This window comes from Bacillus sp. Au-Bac7 (genome assembly GCF_021341655.1).
GTDB lineage: Bacteria > Bacillota > Bacilli > Bacillales > Cytobacillaceae > Niallia.
Map to the genome: position 1 here is coordinate 1,288,662 of NZ_JAJTTG010000001.1, position 21,509 is coordinate 1,310,170.

Below are 21,509 nucleotides of genomic sequence, written 5' to 3' on the forward strand. Positions count from 1 at the left end.
TATTTTTGGAGCGGAAGACGAGGTTCGAACTCGCGACCCCCACCTTGGCAAGGTGGTGTTCTACCACTGAACTACTTCCGCTTAGAGTATTTAAATTAAATGGTGCGGGTGAAGGGAGTCGAACCCCCACGCCTTGCGGCGCTAGATCCTAAGTCTAGTGCGTCTGCCAATTCCGCCACACCCGCAAAATCTAATGGTGCCGACGAGAGGACTTGAACCCCCAACCTACTGATTACAAGTCAGTTGCTCTACCAATTGAGCTACATCGGCGCATTATGGTGGAGGATGACGGGATCGAACCGCCGACCCTCTGCTTGTAAGGCAGATGCTCTCCCAGCTGAGCTAATCCTCCATTATATTGGTGACCCATACGGGATTCGAACCCGTGTTACCGCCGTGAAAGGGCGGTGTCTTAACCGCTTGACCAATGGGCCGTTTCATTTTCTTCGCTGTCATGTATCAGCGACAAGGATTATTATATCTAGTATTTAAATGAGCGTCAATACATTTTTTAATATTTTTTATTTTTTTGTATCAACTTTTGACTCAGACTGTCTTTAGCACAAATTATTATACCAAAAAAAGAAGCTGAATTCCTTACATTCAACTTCTCCCTTCTACTTATATATATTTTCACTTAAAGTGAATAACTATTTGTTGTAAAACGGCGGCACCCGCAGCCACCCATGCTCATCTAAGTATTGCTTAACAGTTAGACCGGCAATGGTCTTCTTCATAATATATTTAGAAAAAAGCAAACCGACATCTGCACGGATAGATTCTGTAAGACCTCTTGCTGCATAATTTACTCCTGCTGCAAGATTATAAGAAAGGAGGTTGGCAGTCTCTTCATCATTCAGTTTTGCTCCTTCCGGGATGTCGCGAAAATCTCCGACTGGTTTTTCTGGGGTAGTCTGTGGGAGCGGAACTCCTTCTTTTGTCAAAAATTCTTTTAACTCATCACGCATCGGAATATGCACAGAATCGGTAGTATCCTTAATGATTGCTTTTAATTTTGGATCTTGAACGATGTTAACAGCAAGCTCTTCATTACGAAGGGTTGTTTCCGTTGCCAACAAATAAAACCACAGATTGCTGACTTCTAAGACATTTAATGGTCTTTTTTCACCGTCCAAAAATGGCTCAAACGCATCGTACATGACTTCAAACAATTTCATAAGTAAATCCCACCTTTCTTAAGTATGTTTTTGAGTTAGTTTGTCTAAAAATTTTAAAAACATACTAAGAAAAATAAGTCTCTATCACCTTTTCTGCTGTCCTAGCAGCTAAGGCTTGAGTTGTAAGGGTTGGATTAGCACCACCGAGACCATTAGCATGCACGCTGTTGTCAGCAATATAAAGCCGTTTTACTTGATAGGCCTCACAGTTTTCATCCACAACAGAGCCGATTCTCATCGTGCTTTCCATATGAATCATCATACCCTCCGGCCAATTGGAGCGCAAAATTTGTTTCGCTCCCGCCTTGCGTAATAGGTCTGCAGCCAGTACAGCAAGTTTTCTGCGCCGCTCGGCTGATTTTTTTGTAGCTCTATACCGGATAACTGGCACAAAACCATTCTCATCGGAAATACGCGGATCTAGTGCGACACCGTTTCTGTCATCCACTTCATCGTCTGTTGTTACCAATATACTTAAAGATCGAGCATAATTATCCATCAAGTAATGTAAAGTTTGTCCAACTGGCCGTCCCTCCATATCCCATGGTCTGTGATTGCTTCGCTCTTTTCTAACAGCATACCCATCTGTACTCAAGCCATAAAAGGAAGCGGTCAATCCTGGACTCATTCCAGCTGTCTGTAGTGCACCAAGTCCTGGATAGTCTAGCCTTGCTCCACAAGTGTTTCCTACATATGGTCTTATTTGCGTTGCTCCTATAACAGACAATAAATCTTTCTTTTCAAAGATTCCTGTAATCCAGTCCATATAATGTGTGACTAATCCTTTGCCAACAAACTCATTTACTGGCAGGGATGAATTCAGCCAAAGTCGCGGAGTTTCTATACTGCCGCAAGCTAACACAACTACGGATGCGGTTAATTCTTCTTCTTGTCCTGTCCATGTATCTCTCACCTTCACGCCGATTGCACGGAATTCAGTACCCTCCTTTTCGGTCAGGATTTTCACAGCGAACGCATTTGGCCTTATGCTTACACTACCTGTCCTTAAAGCGAGTGGAATATAACTTACATTCGTAGAGCGCTTTGCGATTTTTTCAATGGAAGGTCCATGAGCACAACCGTTAATACAGTGTCCTGACAATGTACAGCCCTCCATCCAGGATAGCTCGACATCAGTAATATTGGGGTTAGTGATTGCTTCGTTTGGTGGAAGAATGGCATTAGGCTGCGGTCGATATCCAGGCGAATAAATATCAAGCGATGGATTTAAATGCAGCCCGAGTTTTTTTGCCCCAAAATAAAATAGTTCTTCCTTTGCCGTAACTGGCGCAAAGTTCACTGGTAAGGTTTCCTCTACCTTTTCATAATACGGGATAAGCTCCTTATACGAAAACGGCCATTTACCATCCACTGATTGCGGATAAGCTCGCGGACAGTTGGCTGTATAAACTTGCGTAGTGCCGCCAACGCCGGCACACTGCCATATCATTGCCTTTTGTTTAATATTCCGGAACCATTGCGCCTTGCTACGGTCTGCCGGTCCAAAGCGATACCTTCCTGTCACTAAATCATTCATGTTCATTTCCTTCTTATCCATTAACTGCTTGTATAGATGAATGTCGAGGTCAGACAAAGAGGAACTGTATTTGCTTCCTGCCTCCGCATTGGGGTCCGGCCATTGTTTATTGCCATACCAAGGTCCAGCCTCCAAAACAAGCACCTTTAATCCTTTTTCTCCAAGCTCTTTCGCCATGACAGCCCCTCCACCGCCAGACCCAATTACGATGACATCCTGCAACATCATACTATCCCTCCTTTTTATGTGGCATAAGAGCTAAAAAACCGCGAAAATCCCGATAAGCATAAGCTGGTCCTGGATAGCCTGCCCGATGCCAGCCAATAGGGAAATATTCCATTTGCCGGTTTTCCGGAGGCAAAAAAGCAGTACTGCCATATCCCGTCCATTCGGAATAAAACCCGAAAAAAGTCAGCTGATGCAACACATCAACGATATTTTGAATAAGTCCTGGATTATTGTCATAAGGCGGTTTTAAATTCACCGGATTTATTTCTAGCCTTTCTATATATGAGATTGCGTTAAGCCTGTCTAATGGTGCTAATAACGTGTAAGGACCACCTTCAGGGAATGTATTACAGCAGAGCGGATATATATTTTTCTGAGATTGGACCAGATAAACTGCTCCACTATCTAGCAGTTCTGCTGTAGACTTAGCCATTGATGCAATCATCAACTGTTTTTTGACCTTTAGGGGCATGGACTGATTTAGTATCTGCATTAGATATTCGTAAACCTGCAGTTCAAAGGCACCTGGCTTGATAAACGAAGTGCTGTTGGGAAGGTAATATGCTTGAGGAGGAATAACTGCCTGTACAAATGCTTGAAAAGTGGATTTAGTATGAGCATCACTAATTTCTATACTAACCATTCGCTAACCCCTGTTTCTCATTTTTATCAAATAGTTTACTATCCTTAATATTATTCACCTCAAGGCTTGGCTATGTCATTGCCAATAGTAAAAGATAGGAAAAATTGCGTTTTCGGCCAATAAGGTTCATTCTTATTATCTCTTAAACAAGCATTTCCCCTTTCCTTCCCATAAATCTTTTACCGAAATCTCGAAATCCAGCGGTAATCAATATCTCACCCTTCTTTATATATAAAAAGGAAGTCTGGCTATTTATCAGCAAGACTTCCTTAAACAAGCAACCTATTTCACTGCACTGCTTCCCAATGCTCTTTTTTTCTTAATCGTAATTTTCACCTCTGAAACAACCAGTCCTGCTAATGTAAGTAGTATTCCCAATGCTGACAGCTTTGTCAGCTGTTCGTGCAGCACAAGCATAGACACTACGACTGTAATGACAGGTACCATATAAATATAAACACTCGTTTTTATTGCCCCAAGAATGTTGACAGCTGTATTCCATGTTACGAAGCAGACGGCAGAAGCTCCTATTCCAAGAAATAGAATATTGAATAGATAGATTGGATTAGCAAACCTGGCAAGCTCAAGCTTGAAATCAAAGAAAAATAATGTTGGCACCATAAGAAGCAGTCCGTAAAAGAATACTCTTTTTGTTGTCTGGATTGGATGATAGCCATAGCTTGAGATCTTTTTTGTCAGCACGGAGTAGGCTGCCCACGCAAATGTTGCGACAGCTGCCAGCATATCTCCAAGTGGATTTAGCTGAAAATTGGCCTTTCCATTATAGCTGATTAAAAAGATGCCAATCATCGCCATTGCAAAACCAACAAAAAAATTTCCTTTTAAACGTTCATCTTTCAAAAACAGCATCGTCAGAACTGCTGTTGAAAACGGGACAATTCCGCTGATAACTCCCACATTAGAGGCCATTGTCATCGTTAAAGCGATATTTTCCAACAAATAATATAAGGTAACGCCACATAACCCGGCACAGATAAATAACAGCTCATGCTTTCTGTCTGTTACTTTCATCCTCGCTGGAAATATAATCAGCAGCATGATAAAGCCAATAGCAAACCGAAAAAACAAAATTTCAGTCGGTGTAAAACCTGTCAGTAAAACTTTAGTCGAAATAAAGGTAATGCCCCAGATAAAAATAGTCACTAGTGCTGCTATATGACCATTTGTAGTTTGATTTCTCATTTTTTGTCCTCGCCCTTTTCGTCATGCTTGTTTCTTATGTTGATAAATCTCCCGATACTGGCCTGGTGTCAGACCAATAAATTCAGTGAAAAAATTGCTGAAGTGGCTTTGGTCTGCAAACCCTGTCTCCATTGAAACATCTATTGGCTTACGCCCGCTCTCAAGCAGTTTTTTTGCCTCATTAATCCTAATAGTTTGTAAGTATCTATATGGAGTAATGCCAAAATTGCGTGTAAACGACCGCAAGAGCGTATATTTGTTCATATCACAAACCTCTGCTAAGTCAGTTAATGTTAAATGTTCTGTATAGTTTTTTTCCATATAGCGGCATACTGCATGCAGACGCTCATCTGTTGATGTACTTTCTTCATACTTAATGCTGCATTCTTTGATTAAATGTTCCATTAAAAAATAAAAGCTTTCTTCCTTTTCCAGCTCTTCATTGGTAGACATAATCATCTCATGCACTTCCTTTAACAGTGGTGCAAAGCTTGTTTGCACAAGAACAGGTGAAGTAAAATAAGGAAGATAATCTACTCCCATAATTTCCTTAGCTACTTTCTTCATAATATCAGCATTAATATTCAAGCAGCGGTAATCTAACGCATTAAGATCAACTTGTTCACATGCATGATTATCAAGAGGATTAAAGATGACCATATCTCCTTTGTTAATAATAAATTCCTTATTTTTGCAAGTGAGTTTCCTTTGCCCATTTTCGATAAAGCCGATAACATAATATTCATGGAAATGGTTTGGGAATTTCTGCATGATCCCATCAAAATGGTATGCTTCCACCTGCAGCTGAGAATCAAATTTCACCATTCTTTTTCCCTTCAATGAGACGTGCCTCCTTTTTCGTTCATTTTCTTAAAATTAGTGTAGCATATGACTTTATAGCTGCTCTTGTATGATATTGACTAAAAGCCAATAAAAAAAAGCCATGCTTCTGATCCAAGAAGCAAAGCAATGAATTTACAGCTTGAATTTGTCTTTAATCAACGCAGCAACGTCTTTAGGGCTTTTATCTGTATTGTTTATTTTTAAATATTCTTCTTTTTGTATCTCTCCTTCACGGGAGTTTAATCGATATTTTTCCAGAGAGCTTTTTAGCTCTGATTCCGACCATTCAATATTTCTTTTTGTTGGCTTATGTTCTAATCTGTTCGGAGTTTTATTTCTGTATAGCCGTTCGTCGAGATCTGCTTCTAATTCGACGTAATAGACTGTTCCGCCTTGTTGTTTAAAAATATTAGAGATTTTTTCAACATAATTCCAATCTTCTTTCAAATTAAATGCCCACACATAGGTGAAAATTAATCCAGGTAAATCACTTTTGGCGACTGTCTCAAAGATTTCCTGCCGAAAAAGATTTACAAGCCTGCTTCCTTCTTTCGTTCCATATCCGAAAAAATTACTGACTAAATCAATGCTCATATGATTGTGAAAAAGCTTTAAACCTGTAATGGCGGCTAACTCCTGGCCAACCGTCATCTTTCCAACAGCCTGCGGTCCAAATATAAGAACAAACTTCATGATGTATTCTTCCTTCCTACCTGATACTTATCGGGAATAAGACAGACTCAACGGAATGTTCCCTTGCCCCACACCTGCTTAAAGCTTTCCATTCTCTCCATCCCTGTAATCAATGGTTTCGCCTGATTAATTAGCGTTTGCACTCCTTCAAGGGATAAAGAAGCTTCGTGGGCGGCTTTACTGCTCCATACCTCATAAACATACACACTATCAAGTTCAGTTTCTGGCAGATTAATCGTATACAGTTGACAGCCTTCAACTGCCTCCATTTGCGATGCGGCTTCAATTAGAATGGCTGCAAGCATATCACGATTCTCTTCCCTAGCCGTAAACTTTCCTAATAATCCAAAATTCTCCATAGTTTATCCCTCTTCTCTATGCTATTTTTTCGCTTAAGATCTTTTTAAACGTTTTACTAAAATATACTGGCTGCTTTCCTTTGTAGGATGTTCACTAATGAGTCCAGCAATCTCATAGCCATGTTTCCGGTAAAATTCTGGGGCTTGGAAGCTGAAGGTATCCAGTTGAATATGGGTGCATTTGCATTCAATAGCACTTTCCTCGATTGTTTTGAGCAGACTGCTGCCATATCCCTCCCCTCTTTTTGTCTCATCCACCCATAATGATTCGATTTGCAAATGATGCCAAAAAATCACTCCCGAAATACCGCCAACGATTTTTTCGTTATCATCTCTGGCAGTAAAGCAGAGTTTGTTAACTGGATGCTTTACCGCATCTGGCAAGCGGGAAAGATTGTATTCTATTACCCTCTTTCGGAGAAAATCACTATTTTCTTGATAAGATTCTCTGCAAATTTTCATTCTCCTTTTCACCCCATCGATCTTTCTATTTGTCCGACAAAGTTTTCAGTGCATCATGCATCCTATCCATATTGCTGTTACCAAATATATTCATATCATCCGAAAAAATTTTTCCCTTACTTTCTTCACAGGCTCGTAATTTTTGCAAGTGGCCATAGTCTTTGTTGGAATAATTCTCCACCAGATGGCTATATCCCTTCTACTAAAATAGAAATAAGTCATTCATCAATTGATGAATGACTTATAATGCTTTATTTCACTAACTCTGCTTTCCACTCAATGGTGTTAAGCTCTTCTATTAAAGCATCCACTTGATTTTTTGTCAGGTTCGCTTCTGGAAACTCTGCTAATTCCTGCAATGTTTTTGTTCTCATCGCAAAAATGCCTGGCGGCTTAGCAATCCATGGTGCATGCTTATCGAGAATAGCTGCTGATGATTGATGTGCTAGCACATCAATCAATCGTGAGTTCTTCGTAAATTCCACCATTAATCCGTTCTTGTTATCATATTGGAAATGATAGCTGCCAGATCCGACGGTTAACGTGACTGTATCATCCTTTTCCTTATACGTATAAATTCCATTTGCTTGTGCAAGCGGGTTTCCGCCTTCTGACACATTCGCTGTTTGTGCAAACGGCAAGACAATTTCTGCTGTTGTATTTGCTGGGATCTCTACTTTCAGTTCAATCTTGTCTGCTGTTATGCTCCAAGCGGATTGGATTCTGCCATACATCGACTCAAAAGCAGCTTTTGCATAGGTTAAGTGAATTCCGGCAAATGCTGGCTGTATGCGGATTCGTTTGTAGGCTGGCAGCTCTTCATCCATATCAAGGCCTGCAACTTTTCTGTACATCCAATCCCCGATTGCGCCGTAAGCATAATGATTAAAGGAATTCATATCATCGCTCCAAAACGAACCATCCTCTTTAATTCCATCCCAGTGCTCCCATATGGTTGTAGCTCCTTTTTTGACAGAATAAAGCCAGGAAGGATAGCCCTCTTGCAGCAATAGTTTAACAGCTGTTTCGTGATGACCTGCTTTTGAAAGAGCAAAGCATAAATACGGAGTTCCGACAAACCCTGTTGTCAAATGATAATTATTGTTAATAATGAGCTCGTTTAATTCATGTGCTGTGCGCTTTTTTACGCCTCCATCGACGAGATCGAAAATCAATGCCAGAACATGGGCGGTTTGCGTCGGTGACACTAGCCTGCCAGATTTAGAGACAAATTCATGATTGAATGCTTCTATTATATTTTCAAGCAGCAAACCATAACTTTTAGCATCTTCCCATTTGCCAAGCACTTTAGCAGCATCACGCAGAATTCTCGTGGAGTGTGCATAAAAAGCTGTTGCAATAAAGTCCTTTGGTGTGGCACCGCTGTAGCTGCCTGACGGTGCATCAAGGGCAAGCCAATCACCGAAATTGAAGCCGACAATCCAGAGGTACTCATTTTCCCCTTGTCTGCGCATATACTCAACCCATGCCTTCATGCTGTCATATTGCTCTGCTAACAACCGCTTATCTCCGTATGCTTTGTAAATCTCCCATGGAATAATTGTTGCTGCATCACCCCAGGCTGCCGCATTGGCACCGCCGACTACAGCTGGAATAACAAAGGGAACTCCTCCATCTGGATGCTGCTCTGCCTTGAGATCACGAAGCCACTTTGTGAAAAAAGGACCTCCATGATAATTGAACAAAGCCGTCTGTATAAATACTTGTGCATCACCAGTCCAGCCAAGGCGCTCGTCACGCTGCGGGCAGTCTGTCGGCACATCAAGAAAATTGCCTCTTTGCCCCCATTTAATATTTTCCTGAAGCTTGTTTACAAGCGGGTTGGAGCATTCAAACTCTCCAGTCGGCTCCATATCTGTATGGATGACTTCGCCTACAAAGTGCTCGAGAGAAAGCCCGTTTTCCTGGTTTGGATACCCTTCCACCCTCACATATCGGAAACCTTGGAAAGAAAAGTGCGGAGCATAGTTTTCCAGCCCGATTCCTTTTGCAATATATTCTACTTGCTGGTCTGCCTTGCGCAAATTGCCGAAGTATATGTTTCCGTCCTTATCCAGCACCTCTGCATGCTTTAAAATAATCTTCGTTCCTTTATCAGCCTTAACAAAAAAGCGAATTCTGCCGACCATGTTCTGCCCCATATCGATTACCGTCTCTCCTGAAGGAGTCGTAAATACCGCAATAGGCTTAATAACCTCGGTCACTTTTGTCGGCCAATTTTCTTGTGCAATCAGCTGACCTACAGGCATTTGTTGTTCTTGCACTAAAGACCAGCTGCTGTCATCAAAGTCAGGCAGACTGAAACCCTCCTCAAGTCTTGCATCATATTTTTCTCCTTGATAAATCTCTGAATATACAACAGGCCCTAATGCTGCTTTCCATGATGGATCTGTCACAATAATATCTTCCGTGCCATCATTGTATCTTACATGCAGCTCAAAAAATGCTGCTCGCCTGTCGCCGTATATATGACGCTTGTTTTCCCATGTCATATTCCCTTTATACCAGCCGTCTGCAAGCATGATGCCAAAGGCGTTCGGTCCCGCTTGAAGTTGGGATGTGATATCATATGTCTGATATTGAAGACGTTTGTGATAGCTGGTCCAGCCGGGAGCAAACAGCTCATCACCGACACGCTCTCCATTTACATACAGCTCATACAGACCTAAGCCTGTGCCATATATGCGGGCAGATACAATGTCGTTTTGCAGCTGAAATTCTTTTCTTAGACAAAAAGCCGGCTCACTCAAACGGTCTATCACTTCTTCATCTGGTGTAATCCATTGTGCTTTCCAGTCATATTCGGCAAACAAAGCAGTCTCCCACCAAGCTGTTTCACTCCAAGCGGATTCGCGGCTTTTATTATCCCAGACTTTCACTCTGTAAAAATATCTAGTTCTTTCTTTTAGATCTGGACCTTCATATGGAAGATGCAAGGACTCTTGTGAGTGAATGATGCCTGTATTCCACAGTAATGTATCAAAAGTAGGATGTTCAGAAACTTGAATTTGGTAGGATTGCTGCAATGTTCCTCTTTCATCGGAAATGATTTTCCAGCTTAACCGTGGTTTTTTACAATCAATGCCGAGTGGATTTGTTCGGTACTCAGTTGTTAAGGATGCTGCTTTTAAGTGTGTCATAGTAACTTCCTTTCTAGTAAAATTTCTGTCATTATTAGAACTGCCTTTTCAGCCATGCGGCCGCTAAATCAAACCATGGCTGGCATGCTTCGTTTATGTGTTCAGCGTTGCCTGCTGTCGTTTCATCACTTAGCGACAATCCATGTACACCACTTTCAAATACATGTAATTCATAGGGAATATGATGCTTTGTTAGTTCTACAGCAAAAACTAAAGCATTTTCTGCATAAACTAAATCATCATCGGCTGTATGCCATAGGAAGACAGGCGGTGTATTTATAGTGACATAACGGGCAGGACTTGCTTCTCTTAGCTGTTGGTCAGTAGGTGTGGTTGTATCGAAAACTGCCTTGCTTGATATTTCCCAAAAGCTTTTTTTATTCTCATCCGCATCACGCTCTACTTTTGCTTTCATCCATTCATAATCAAGGAGCGGATATCCTAATATAACAGCATTTGGCTTAAATAAATCACTGCTTGCTTGAATAGACTCTTGGAGGAAGCTGTCTTGCCAATGAACAGCCATGCTTGCTGCCAAATGACCACCAGCAGAAAAGCCGCATAAAGCAATGGCATCTGGATTTACAAGCCATTCTTTCGCATTTCTTCTTACTAAAGATATCGCTTTCGCTAAATCAAGTAATGGATTGGGATAGAGAGAGCGCTCATTTACCTCCGGTAGCTGTTTGAAATCTTTCACCCACTCACGAAAGTACGTATTGTAGCGCAACACAAATGTATGGTAGCCTTTTGAAGCAAACCGTAAAGCAATCGGTTCTGCCTCTCTGTCAGATGTATTTAAATAACCCCCTCCTGGGCAAATAATAACAGCAGGACGCTTTTTATCTGTTTGAAATTCTTGAGAATTCTCTAGCAGATAGGCAGTCAAGGTAACATGAGCATTATCTTCCCATAACTGAATCTTTTCGATTTTCATACATGCTTCTCCCCTTTGGCAGCTTTATGCGTCACTTTCCTTAAAGGGATGAATAGATATTCATCCCAATCAACATTTAGGAAACGACGATTTCATCCATAGGTTCGTCATCAACATCCCCTTTTCCTTCCATTTCTGGAATCGGAAGAACAGCGATAGCAGAGAGAATGGAAAACACAGCGAGCACTAGGAAAAACAGCGTGTATCCATCACCGCCAAATGTACTTGCACCAAAAGCAATCAGAGCTGGAGCTGCAAAGCTGACTAATGTGGAGGCCATATTTGTTGTTGTATTCATGATAGAAATATCTTTCGCCGCATTTTCCTTAGAAGGCAGGATGCGGTTTACAAGGGCATTATCGACAGCATTGTACATACCGAACCCAAAGTTAAAGATGAAATTACCGACAATAACCCATGCCACGCTTGTGGAGAATGCAAAGGCAACAAGGCACAGTGCGGTAACTAGGGCCGCTCCCATTACAAACGGCTTTTGCTTTTTCACTTTATCTGATAAAAACCCGCCGAGAATGCCGGCTCCAACCATCATGATAATCGTAGGCGCAGTCAGCCCCATAATTTGAAAAATTTCCGCTTCGCTTAAATGAAATCTGGCAATATAAAACAAAGTGAGCATATTCAATCCTGCATTGGAGAAATTGATGAACAGCTTTGTTAAAAGGGCCCAAGTATATGCAGGATGCTGTTTATAGCTCGGATAAAAGCCGCGAATACCAAGTTTTTTTTTGCTGATTGTGGCTGTTTTCGCCAAATAATTATCCTTAATTAAAAGTGCCGCCGTTATTCCGCCGATCAGCTGGACAATAATCAATGCAATCATCTTTTGTTCAATCGTTGAATTGGCGAGCACCCCCATCAGCATTTGACCAGACATAACTAATGCAGGTCCAGCGGCTCCAATCAAACCTGACACACGGCCGAATTTATCCGGATCTACCTGCTCTGGAACTATTGCATAACTGGAAAGGGAAACCATGCCGTAAAAGAAATTCACCAAGCATAAAGAAATAATGAATATAGGAATGGATGATGCAAAGGTAAGCATCAGCATTGAAATCGCACCAAGAATGCTTCCTGCTACCATCCAAAATCTTCTTCTCCCCATTTTGAGCCTTGTCTTATCAGCAATCACCCCTCCAAACAATCCAAAAATAACAATGGCAATTCCTGTAATCCCTGATGCCGTTCCATAAACAGCAGTCGCATCCTCTGAACCTACAATTCTTATTACAATAAAAGTAGAAAGACCAAACCCTAATAATACTAGTGGTGCGATAGCAGTACCGACACCAAGCATTGCCGCTACTATCAACCTCTTAAACGGTGTCCTTTTCCAGCCAACTGTCTCCATCATTTTCCCTCCAACTTTGTCCTTAGTATTGTTTTTTCACATTATAGCAAGCGCTTTCATACAAATGAATGAGATAATCAAAGAATATTTTTGCTTGATTCAAAGATTATCGAATAATAACTATAATAAGAAGCTTGCTCCCTAAAAGCTTGGGAGCAAGTGGTAAGGTCATTTGTTAACAAGGGAGCAGGTTTGAGCGATTTGGCCAAGATATTTGGCGCTTTCTTTTACCGTCCTTTTTTGTGTAGTGCGGTCTACCTCAATTAATCCGAATTTTTTGGAGTAACCTGAATTCCACTCATAATTATCAAAAGTGGACCAATGCAAATAACCTCTTATATCAATACCATCCTCTATACAAGCCTGAACACCCTCTAATCCTCTGCGGATAAATTCTACACGTCTTTCATCATTGTCTGTAGCAATGCCATGCTCTGTAATAATGATTGGAATGGTGATGGCAGCTGATACTTTGCGAATGACATTTGCCAAGCCTTCCGGATAATATTCATAGCCCATTTGTGTTCGTTCTGCATGCTCTGTCAGCACTTGACCATTTGGACCGTACACTTCTCTCGTGTAGTTTTGCAGACCAAAAAAGTCATCACCTGCCATCATCGGCAAGTATTGTTCAAAATAGCTATGCCATTTTTCCGCAGCTATTTTCTCGCCCCCTGTGATGGATTGTACATCAGACAGCGCCATGGAAAAGCCAACTAATGTGTCAGGAGAAATATCCTTGATCACTTGGCGCGCTTTAACATGAGCTTTGTGGAGAAGCTTCATCGATTTCTCATCAGATATCATATGGAAAGTAAAATACTTGTCTGTTGTCGTACCACAACGCTCAGCTGCAGCCTCGCGCCATTTAGGCGCTGTCCATGCATCTTGATCAATTCCGACCGGCGGAATAAACCCAATGCCCGTAAACAGCTCACGAAGCATGACAGGCAGATTCACCTCATTCATCGTCAAAACATACGGAATTAAATGACCGAGCTCACGGAATACTGTTTCACAGTAGTTGGCAAAGCGTTCAGGTACATCTGGGCTTGCCCAGCCGCCAAATTGCATCAGCCATTTTGGTGATGTAAAGTGATGCATCGCGACAAAAGGTGTCATATTATTGGCATAGCATGTTTCAATAACGTCCCGATAATGATCCAAGGCAGCTTGTGAATACTGTCCTGGCTCTGGCTCAATTCTCGACCATTCTATAGAAAAGCGGAACACTTTTAAGCCAAGGCTTGCCATTAGGGCGATATCTTCTTTATAAAGATTGTAATGGTCGATTGCATCCCCCGATTTTTCTTGATACGGCGAGCCTTCGACTTGCTCCTCTGCCCAAAAATCACTGTTATTGTTATTGCCCTCCACCTGATGGCCTGCCGTTGCTGAGCCCCAGAGGAATTGCTTTGGAAATGAAAAACTCATCATGTATACACCCCTAATATCTTTTACTTACTCTTATGTCTTTTATTTTAGCAAGCGTTTTCAATTGATTTAATGGCAAATACAAAGGAAATGTTTGCTCGATTCAAAGATATTAGGTAGTTAAGAGACTTAAGTTATCATTAACGGTTTTGCTCTCTGTATTCCTTTGGTGTCTGAAGGAAAATTTCGTTGAATTTTTTATAAAAAAAAGAAACGCTTGAATAACCAACCTCTTCGGCAATGTCTGGAATCGGCATATCCGAATTCGTCAAATAAAGCGCAGCCTTATTAATCCGCTGAATTTGCAGCAAATCAGTGAACGACTTGCCAGTAGCTTTTTTTAGAATAGCAGAAATATAGTTAGGGTGATATTTAAATTGCTCTGACATTAAAGCAAGGCTGCAGTCCTTCCAATGGTTTTCGATATATTTCAAAAAATCAACAATAATTACGTCTCTTTCTGTTCGATGGTTCATCTTCATGCTTGTATAGCTGTTGCTGTGCCGGATCAACTCCGTAAACATAATAAACAAATAGGCATCTATCAAGCCTGATGTAAAAGCATCTTCATCAAAATACTCACACATAATATGCTCCATAATGTTATTAAAGTTGGAGCTAGCTTCAAACGGAAAAAAAAGATATTTATTAGCACTTCTGCTGCCGATGAGAGAGTCGACTAAAAACTGTGAGATAATACTTTTATTTGTAAATCTGCTCAAGAAATTCGTCGACAAGTAATCATGCTTCAGCTTAATTTCAATCACAATATCATAGCTTGTCGTCGCCTGTACCGTATGAGGAGTATTTTTGTCTATCATAATCATACCTCCTTCCAGAATATCGATGGCATCATCTTGAAGAATGATTTTGCATTTGCCCTGATACACATATATCAGCTCAATATATTGATGAATATGCATGGGAACATATGCATTTGCAGGACATTGGGACAGGAAGATATTATCTTCAATCGGATTATGTGATGGATCAAATATCATATTAAATTCATACAACGGCTCGCCATTAATTGTCGCAATCGGTTCAACCTGATAAGTAGTTTTGATAAAATTCCAGTCTGGAGGGTCCATCTTATTATAGCTTTCAAGCTTTGCTCTTAATTCAGCACTATTCACAGGCAGGCTCCTTTTTAGTAGATTTAGACATATTTCTTTGTTTGTTTTTATTTTCTTTTGCTTTTTCTTCAAATATATCATATAAACCTCTAAAACACTCACAAATAAAAATATTTTTATGGCCTTTGCTCCCTTGGCTCTGTTACTCCAACTATATGAATAGACTTCTTGTGTATCATAGCTTGGATTACACCACTTGCTATCTCCTTATTCGTCAGCCAGCGTGAATGACCATCATCCATCATAAAGCCTAGCTGAATTTGATGATATATCATATTTCGCTTGTCTGTAAGCCTGCTTTGCAAGACTTGCAAATCTGCATTACTTCCTAGCACATGAAATAACTGCCAAGTGCTTGAATCCTTAGAAACTGTATCTATAATAAGGTTAACAGCTTCTTCTGCATAAGAATGAATCCAAGCAACCACTAACTCAATATTGGTATGAATACGAATAGTATTTCGCAATTCTGACTCTAGATCTTCTAGCTTGCTGTAATCAACCAAAATTGGATGAATGATAGAATTTGGACAAATGGTTCTGATCTCGTCCATTCTATGTTTATTTCTTCCGATTACAGAGACGATATAACCCTGTTTTGCCAGCCAAATCGTTACTTCCGAAAGCATTCCTGTCCCGCCTACTACTAATGCATGCTTCATTCATTCCCGCTCCTTATTATTTTGTTTGTAAAAAAGGCACCTGCAAATTAAAAGAACCATGGTCTTTTTAATTGCAGGTGCACATGTTTATTTATACCAGTCAGCTTGCTCCATATGAACAAATGGGATATCTGTATCAATCAAGCCTTCGACCTTTTCAATCGGCAAGTCTTCTCCTTTAAGCCAGTTTGAAAAATTGAATTCAATTGGGTCTTGGTCACCGCCAAGTGCAAACCAAGCTTTTCCTTCCTTAGGGAAATAAGCAGAAGTATGAATGGTTCCAGCCCAAGCTCCATACAAATTGGAGAATATGCCTGCATTGGAGTCATTCAACAAACTGAAGGCTTCCTTTCCACCTATCAAACTGGTTTGATGGGTCTCGATAATTTCGAGGCGTCTTTTCGAATCATCTAGAACATGGCGGTTTTCTTCTGTCATAATATTAAAATGGTTTGTACAAGAAAAGCCTCTTCTCACTTCCACTCTTCTTGGAGAGGTTTCCACTATAAATGGTGTTTCACAGCTTCTGTCAAACAATACATAGCTAAAGGAATGACGGTGGGGAATTTCTTTGAGCAAAGCGGCCGCCTCTTCTGCCGTACTGCAAAGCTCTAAGATGAGCCTGCCGATCATATTGCACACAAAGCCCGTGCCCGGTTTCTTCCTGTTCATGAAATTATAGCCCATCGTCAAGCCTTGTTCATTCATGCCATCCATTCTGCCTGTGCCTCTTTGGCTTGGACCGATGATGGCATATCCTCCGTCAGTCGGCTTAAAAATGGTATAGCGGCCATCATATGTTTTTGGATGATAATCATAGTTTCGAATTAAATAATCACCGCCGACATAAATTGAACAGCCTGACTTGTCAATATCAAGACGATAGCCGCAAAATTCAAGGAGCACCTTGTCCATCGGCCATCCTAATGCATCACGAAAGCCTTCAAATTCCTCCCAGATTAACGGGGCGAATTTAGCAAAGATAAGTCGGGTTTCCTCGATATCTATCTTGAATTTCGGCTTTCTTACCTTCCATTGCCTTTCCCTGTTCTTTACAAGGATTGATTCTTTAAAATATTCTCCTTGCTTATAACCAAAGTCATAATGTGTTCCACGAAATTGCATGACATCTGCATAAACTTTTTTCATCTCATATCCCCCATCTCTGCTATTCTTTAGCATACTTGGAAAAGGAGGGAAATGGAAGAGATATACTTTTAACCTATACAGAAAAACCAGTCCCCAATTATTGGAGACTGGCAATCAATTATACTTTGAACTTGCTGATTACTTCTTTTAAGTCCTCTGCTAAATGAGATAAAGCTTGAGCAGATGCAGCAATTTCTTCCATGGATGCTAGCTGCTCCTCTGCTGAGGCGGCAACATTTTGTGAATGCATCGATGTTTGTCCAGAAATATTTTGTATCTCTGAAACAGTTGTCGCCACTTCTTGTGTGCCTGCAGCAAGTATTTCCGAAGTATGAGCCATTCCTTCAATTTGCTCTGTAAGATTTTGCATAAAGTCCATAATTTCTGTAAAGTTCGCTTTCGTCTGCTCGACGATTTCCAAGCCCTCTTTTACATCCAATGTCACTTGTTCCATTGACGCATTAGATTGGACCATATCTGCTTGGATTGTCTTAATAAGTGCTGATATTTGAGCAGAAGATGCTTGAGACTGTTCGGCAAGCTTTCTGACTTCATCTGCAACAACAGCAAAGCCTTTTCCGTTTTCCCCTGCTCTGGCAGCCTCAATTGCAGCATTCAACGCTAGTAAATTTGTCTGATTAGCGATATCTGTAATCACATTAGTAATTTTCTCGATTTCTTGTGAACGGGAGTCCAAATTTTTAATCGCTTCCCCTGTTTTGGCAACAGAATGATTGATTTCAGTGATTTTCTGAACCGTTTTATCCACATACAGTCCGCCATTCTTCGCTTTTTCAGTCGCCTTCAAGCCGACATCGGAAACTGCTTGAGCATTATCAGCAATTGATTGAATGCCTTCTGTTACTTCAACAAGAGCAGCAGCACTGTCTTGTACATTTGATGCTGATTGGTCTGCACCATTTGCGACCTGCTGGATTGATTCTGTAATTACTTCTGTCGCTTTGCTTGTCTCTTCTGAGCTTGCCGTCAGCTGTTCTGAAGAAGAAGCTAACTGTTCAGATGTTGAGATAACTTCATTCATCATCGATTTTAAACTGTCTGTCATTTTATTATAGCTTACAGATAATAGGCTCAGCTCATCAGTCGATTTATCCTCCACTTTTGAAGTAAAATCGCCGTTGCCTGCCAACTCCAAGGCTGCAGTAAGCTTTTTCAGTCTTTTTCTTATTGAATTTGTAAATAAAAGAACGACTGCCACTGCAATAACAACCATAATGATTAATACAATCACAAATTTCGTTAAGAAAGAAGACAGGATATTATCAATCATTTCTTCTGAGGCACCAACATACATGATACCTACAACTTCCCCTGCTGCATTTTTCAGAGGCATATAGGCTGTCTGATAGTTTTTCCCGACTACATTTGCTTCGCCGTAGTATGTTTCTCCATTATTAATAACGGTGTCAATTACTTCTTGTGATGCTTGTGTACCTGTTGCCCGCTTGCCGTCTGTCATTACATTCGTCGCAATTCTTGTATCACCTAAGAAGAATGTAACTGTATCGTGCGTGTCCTTGCCAATTATGTCGACTAATTCATTATTATCATTGATTATTGTCTCGCCTTTTAAAAGCTTATCTCCGTCCGCTTTCCACTCGCCAGGGTATTCACTATTTACATAGTTATAACTAAGCGCAAGATCACCTTTTGCTTTTTCTGTTGCAAACTCCTTTATTCCCCTTGTAATCTCACTATTTGCCACATACCCGACTACCACGGATAAAACAATAATAATGGCAACAACAATTAAGTTAATCTTTGTGCCTAATTTCATCTTAAGCTGTAATTTCATACACTTTCCCATCCCTTAAAAAATTAGCAATTTAATGATGCTAATGGTTGTATCGGTCCAAATTTGTGAAAATTAATCACTTTTCATCTTCATTTGAAAATATTGTTGTACAACAGAGGAAGGAGTTTCCATAACTTCTATACAATAGGAAAAAAGACGGCAGAATAGCTTCCACCGCCTTTAGACAATTGTTTATTTTACAGTTAGAATAACACGCTGATAGTATTTAAGCTTATGTGCACCGTCATCCTGCACCTCTACGATAATATGAAGTGTATCTCCAGATTTCGCATCTTTTGGCACAGTGAAGCTCACTGTTTTTGTGTCCTTGCCTGTTAATTCAATCGTATCCGTTGCTTCTCCTTCTGCCAATTCACGATGAAGGCCAAGCTGAAGACCATCTGTTACATCTGAAACTGTGTCGTTCTTAGCTACCTTTGACTCTTCGTACGTATCTGCTTCAAAATATCTCCACCATTTATAGGAGATTTCATCACCGTCTGGATCGCTGCCATTAGCATGCAACGTCACTTCCTCTCCCTTTTCAACCGCCAAATCCAAACCTTCTTCTACCTCAACTGTTGGATTATGGTTTGCATCCTCATAGCTTTCTGCAGTCAGCCAATCTGCCCTTGCTGCAAAATCGCTTTGTATATCATCAAACCAGCGTGTTAAAGAATACTCTGCTTCATAGCGGTTTGCGTACACATTAAAGTCTGTAACAGTGTTTTTATACACCTTGCTGCTCACAGCGTCAAAGCGGCCGCCCCAGCCTCCATATGTCGGGTCCTCCAAGCTTCTTAGTCCATTGTCGATTAAGTAGAAGAAGGATGGAGAATCACCTTCTGAAATAAAATCATACTTTTGATATTGAGGATTTTTCTGTAAGTATTCTTCCGTACCGCGCTGCTCCTCGAAAAGCTCTCCATCAATCATCTTGCCGTCACCCATTAATGCATACATATCCATTAACGGACCATGACCGACAATATTTTCTTTATGCCAATCACCAGTAAGCTTTGTGTTTAATTCCTCAGAATGTAATTTCCACGCATATGCAAAATGCCAGAAATTCGAGGTATCATTAATGATGCGGATATCTGGCCAGTTTTTAGCAATATATTTACTATAGCTGTCATCCTGGTCCAAAATGATATATAAAACAAGCTTATCGCTTACTTTCGATTTAATTTTCTCCCAATCATCTGTTTTGCTATATTCTTCTTCAATCGATTTCAATGCACGGGCCGTTGTATTTGTTCCACCCCATGTTTGCACATATAAATCACTATCATCATCATGGAGGAACAGTTCCTTCAAGAACTCAGATCCCTCTGTCTCTTCTTCCATTTCCCCTACATTAGAAATATTACCGATTTTTGTAATGCTGCGTAAGTAATCTGGTTCAGGATAGCCGTCAGCATGCTTCACCAAATTAGGATAACCCTCTTCGTACGCATTAATCATATCTGTAAGCCATTGGGTCCCTGTCCATCTAAAAGGTTCAATTCCTTTTGCTTTATCACCTGCATAATGGTAGACAGAGCTTGTCAGCACAATTCCTTCTAAATCCATCTCATTGGCATACACTAAGTAGCGGAGTACAGAGTTCATATCATCCACTTCGCCATCTGTTGTAATAACCGTTCTGGCTTTTTGCTTTTCAGCTGGTTTGCTGTCACTGCTGTTTTCTGTTTTTGTTTCGTTAGATGAATTAGTTTCCTCTTTGCTGTTTGAACAGCCCGCTGCAATGATAGCAAATATCAGCAACAAAGTAATTAACCCTTTTCCTTTCATCCTTTTCATCCCCTCTTTTTGGATTTTAGAAGATTACCTAACGGGAGAAAAACAAAAAACCTAAACAAACACACGGTAGCCATGCATTTGTTTAGGTTATGCCCGTTAGGTAACATTCCTAATGTCCATATGTATTTTAAGCGTTTACAACGATATTCTACCTTATCAATATAGCGTTTTCATCTTACTATTAGCCTATTTTTGCTGGTTTACTGCCTGTTCAAAAGTTGGCTGTAAACAGAATTTATAGAGTATGGATCGACTTCTTCCTCCTGTGGAGCATACATCTCTCTGTCATGATAAGGCAGCTCCAAATTTCTCCAAACTTCATTCGTTTCTGCATCCCCATTAAGACATTTTACGTATAGGTCATATCCTTCACCATCACTTGTTGATGCAGAGAGGCGTCCTTCTCCATACTTTAAGGCAACATCAATGGCATTTTTCAGCTTTATTAATGCCTCCTTATTAGCAACAATCAAGGCTTCATCATGCCAGGATTTTTGCCCGTATGCATGAAGTATAGGAAAGTGCCTCGTTTGGTTTTCATACTCTTTTAACACATGCTCAAATTTTGGTATAAGGGCTTCATGTGATAGATCTGTAGTGATCACATCCAAGTCAGAACTGCATATTCCAAAGATTTCTTCCATTTCCTTTATAAAGGGTGTTACTTCAACAAATAAAATAACTTCTTTTTTTAAAAAATAGGTACGGATTATCGTCTCGTCTTTTCTGTACGAGGCATAAGAAACATTCGGAGTTAGTTCTATTAAATCTGTCCTCTTAATTTGCCGTTTTTTTCTTTTATCTAAATTTCTTTGTAAGGAAATATTTGTATCAATTCCAACAAACAATGTAGTTGTTTCCATTTGTTGCCCCCCTATTCGTTCTATACT

At 40.4% G+C, this 21,509-nt stretch carries 18 protein-coding genes, 5 tRNA genes and 1 pseudogene; all 24 read right to left on the reverse strand.

Going from position 1 to position 21,509, the window contains the following annotated elements:
- Positions 1 to 6 precede the first annotated feature (6 nt).
- Positions 7 to 81 (reverse strand) — tRNA-Gly (locus LXM54_RS06760).
- Positions 82 to 100: 19 nt separating this feature from the next.
- Positions 101 to 185 (reverse strand) — tRNA-Leu (locus LXM54_RS06765).
- Between the two features lie 9 nt (positions 186 to 194).
- A tRNA-Thr gene (locus tag LXM54_RS06770) sits at positions 195 to 270 on the reverse strand.
- A 6-nt stretch (positions 271 to 276) separates the two neighbouring features.
- A tRNA-Val gene (locus tag LXM54_RS06775) sits at positions 277 to 352 on the reverse strand.
- A gap of 7 nt (positions 353 to 359) precedes the next feature.
- Positions 360 to 434: transfer RNA gene (locus LXM54_RS06780), tRNA-Glu, on the reverse strand.
- A 216-nt stretch (positions 435 to 650) separates the two neighbouring features.
- Complete coding sequence (locus tag LXM54_RS06785) at positions 651 to 1,178, reverse strand: DUF3231 family protein (RefSeq protein ID WP_233314299.1); 528 nt, start codon at positions 1,176 to 1,178, stop codon at positions 651 to 653.
- Positions 1,179 to 1,242: 64 nt separating this feature from the next.
- Entirely contained in the window at positions 1,243 to 2,943 is a 1,701-nt protein-coding gene (locus LXM54_RS06790) for a GMC family oxidoreductase N-terminal domain-containing protein (protein WP_233314300.1), read from the reverse strand.
- A 1-nt stretch (position 2,944) separates the two neighbouring features.
- A complete protein-coding gene (locus LXM54_RS06795; RefSeq protein WP_233314301.1) occupies positions 2,945 to 3,586 on the reverse strand; it encodes a hypothetical protein in 642 nt (213 codons plus the stop codon).
- A gap of 282 nt (positions 3,587 to 3,868) precedes the next feature.
- Entirely contained in the window at positions 3,869 to 4,789 is a 921-nt protein-coding gene (locus tag LXM54_RS06800; protein ID WP_233314302.1) for a DMT family transporter, read from the reverse strand.
- Between the two features lie 21 nt (positions 4,790 to 4,810).
- On the reverse strand, positions 4,811 to 5,614 hold the full coding sequence (locus LXM54_RS06805; RefSeq protein ID WP_233314777.1) for a helix-turn-helix domain-containing protein: 804 nt from the start codon (positions 5,612 to 5,614) through the stop codon (positions 4,811 to 4,813).
- A gap of 150 nt (positions 5,615 to 5,764) precedes the next feature.
- The gene (locus LXM54_RS06810; protein ID WP_233314303.1) at positions 5,765 to 6,325 is read right to left on the reverse strand and encodes an AAA family ATPase; all 561 of its coding nucleotides are present in this window, start codon (positions 6,323 to 6,325) and stop codon (positions 5,765 to 5,767) included.
- A 47-nt stretch (positions 6,326 to 6,372) separates the two neighbouring features.
- Entirely contained in the window at positions 6,373 to 6,684 is a 312-nt protein-coding gene (locus tag LXM54_RS06815; protein ID WP_233314304.1) for a putative quinol monooxygenase, read from the reverse strand.
- Between the two features lie 33 nt (positions 6,685 to 6,717).
- Positions 6,718 to 7,146, reverse strand: a complete 429-nt coding sequence (locus LXM54_RS06820; protein ID WP_233314305.1) for a GNAT family N-acetyltransferase — start codon at positions 7,144 to 7,146, stop codon at positions 6,718 to 6,720.
- A gap of 251 nt (positions 7,147 to 7,397) precedes the next feature.
- On the reverse strand, positions 7,398 to 10,307 hold the full coding sequence (locus LXM54_RS06825) for an alpha-L-rhamnosidase (protein WP_233314306.1): 2,910 nt from the start codon (positions 10,305 to 10,307) through the stop codon (positions 7,398 to 7,400).
- A gap of 34 nt (positions 10,308 to 10,341) precedes the next feature.
- Positions 10,342 to 11,244: an alpha/beta hydrolase gene (locus tag LXM54_RS06830; protein ID WP_233314307.1), complete on the reverse strand. Its 903-nt coding sequence runs from the start codon at positions 11,242 to 11,244 to the stop codon at positions 10,342 to 10,344.
- A 76-nt stretch (positions 11,245 to 11,320) separates the two neighbouring features.
- Positions 11,321 to 12,619, reverse strand: a complete 1,299-nt coding sequence (locus LXM54_RS06835; RefSeq protein ID WP_233314308.1) for an MFS transporter — start codon at positions 12,617 to 12,619, stop codon at positions 11,321 to 11,323.
- 165 nt (positions 12,620 to 12,784) lie between these two features.
- Entirely contained in the window at positions 12,785 to 14,053 is a 1,269-nt protein-coding gene (locus tag LXM54_RS06840; RefSeq protein ID WP_233314309.1) for a glycoside hydrolase family 1 protein, read from the reverse strand.
- A gap of 137 nt (positions 14,054 to 14,190) precedes the next feature.
- Entirely contained in the window at positions 14,191 to 15,186 is a 996-nt protein-coding gene (locus tag LXM54_RS06845) for an AraC family transcriptional regulator (RefSeq protein ID WP_233314310.1), read from the reverse strand.
- A 116-nt stretch (positions 15,187 to 15,302) separates the two neighbouring features.
- Complete coding sequence (locus tag LXM54_RS06850; protein ID WP_233314311.1) at positions 15,303 to 15,848, reverse strand: short-chain dehydrogenase; 546 nt, start codon at positions 15,846 to 15,848, stop codon at positions 15,303 to 15,305.
- Positions 15,849 to 15,935: 87 nt separating this feature from the next.
- A complete protein-coding gene (locus tag LXM54_RS06855) occupies positions 15,936 to 16,997 on the reverse strand; it encodes a C45 family autoproteolytic acyltransferase/hydolase (protein ID WP_233314312.1) in 1,062 nt (353 codons plus the stop codon).
- Between the two features lie 118 nt (positions 16,998 to 17,115).
- Positions 17,116 to 18,063, reverse strand: a complete 948-nt coding sequence (locus LXM54_RS28445) for a methyl-accepting chemotaxis protein (RefSeq protein ID WP_442780432.1) — start codon at positions 18,061 to 18,063, stop codon at positions 17,116 to 17,118.
- A pseudogene (locus tag LXM54_RS28450) lies at positions 18,058 to 18,825 on the reverse strand (cache domain-containing protein); the annotation flags it as partial. The gene LXM54_RS28445 and the pseudogene LXM54_RS28450, both read right to left, overlap by 6 nt.
- 180 nt (positions 18,826 to 19,005) lie before the next feature.
- Entirely contained in the window at positions 19,006 to 20,619 is a 1,614-nt protein-coding gene (locus LXM54_RS06865; RefSeq protein WP_233314314.1) for a DUF1593 domain-containing protein, read from the reverse strand.
- A 200-nt stretch (positions 20,620 to 20,819) separates the two neighbouring features.
- Positions 20,820 to 21,482 carry a hypothetical protein gene (locus LXM54_RS06870; protein ID WP_233314315.1) on the reverse strand — a complete coding sequence of 221 codons (663 nt, stop codon included), beginning with the start codon at positions 21,480 to 21,482 and terminating at the stop codon, positions 20,820 to 20,822.
- Positions 21,483 to 21,509 lie beyond the last annotated feature (27 nt).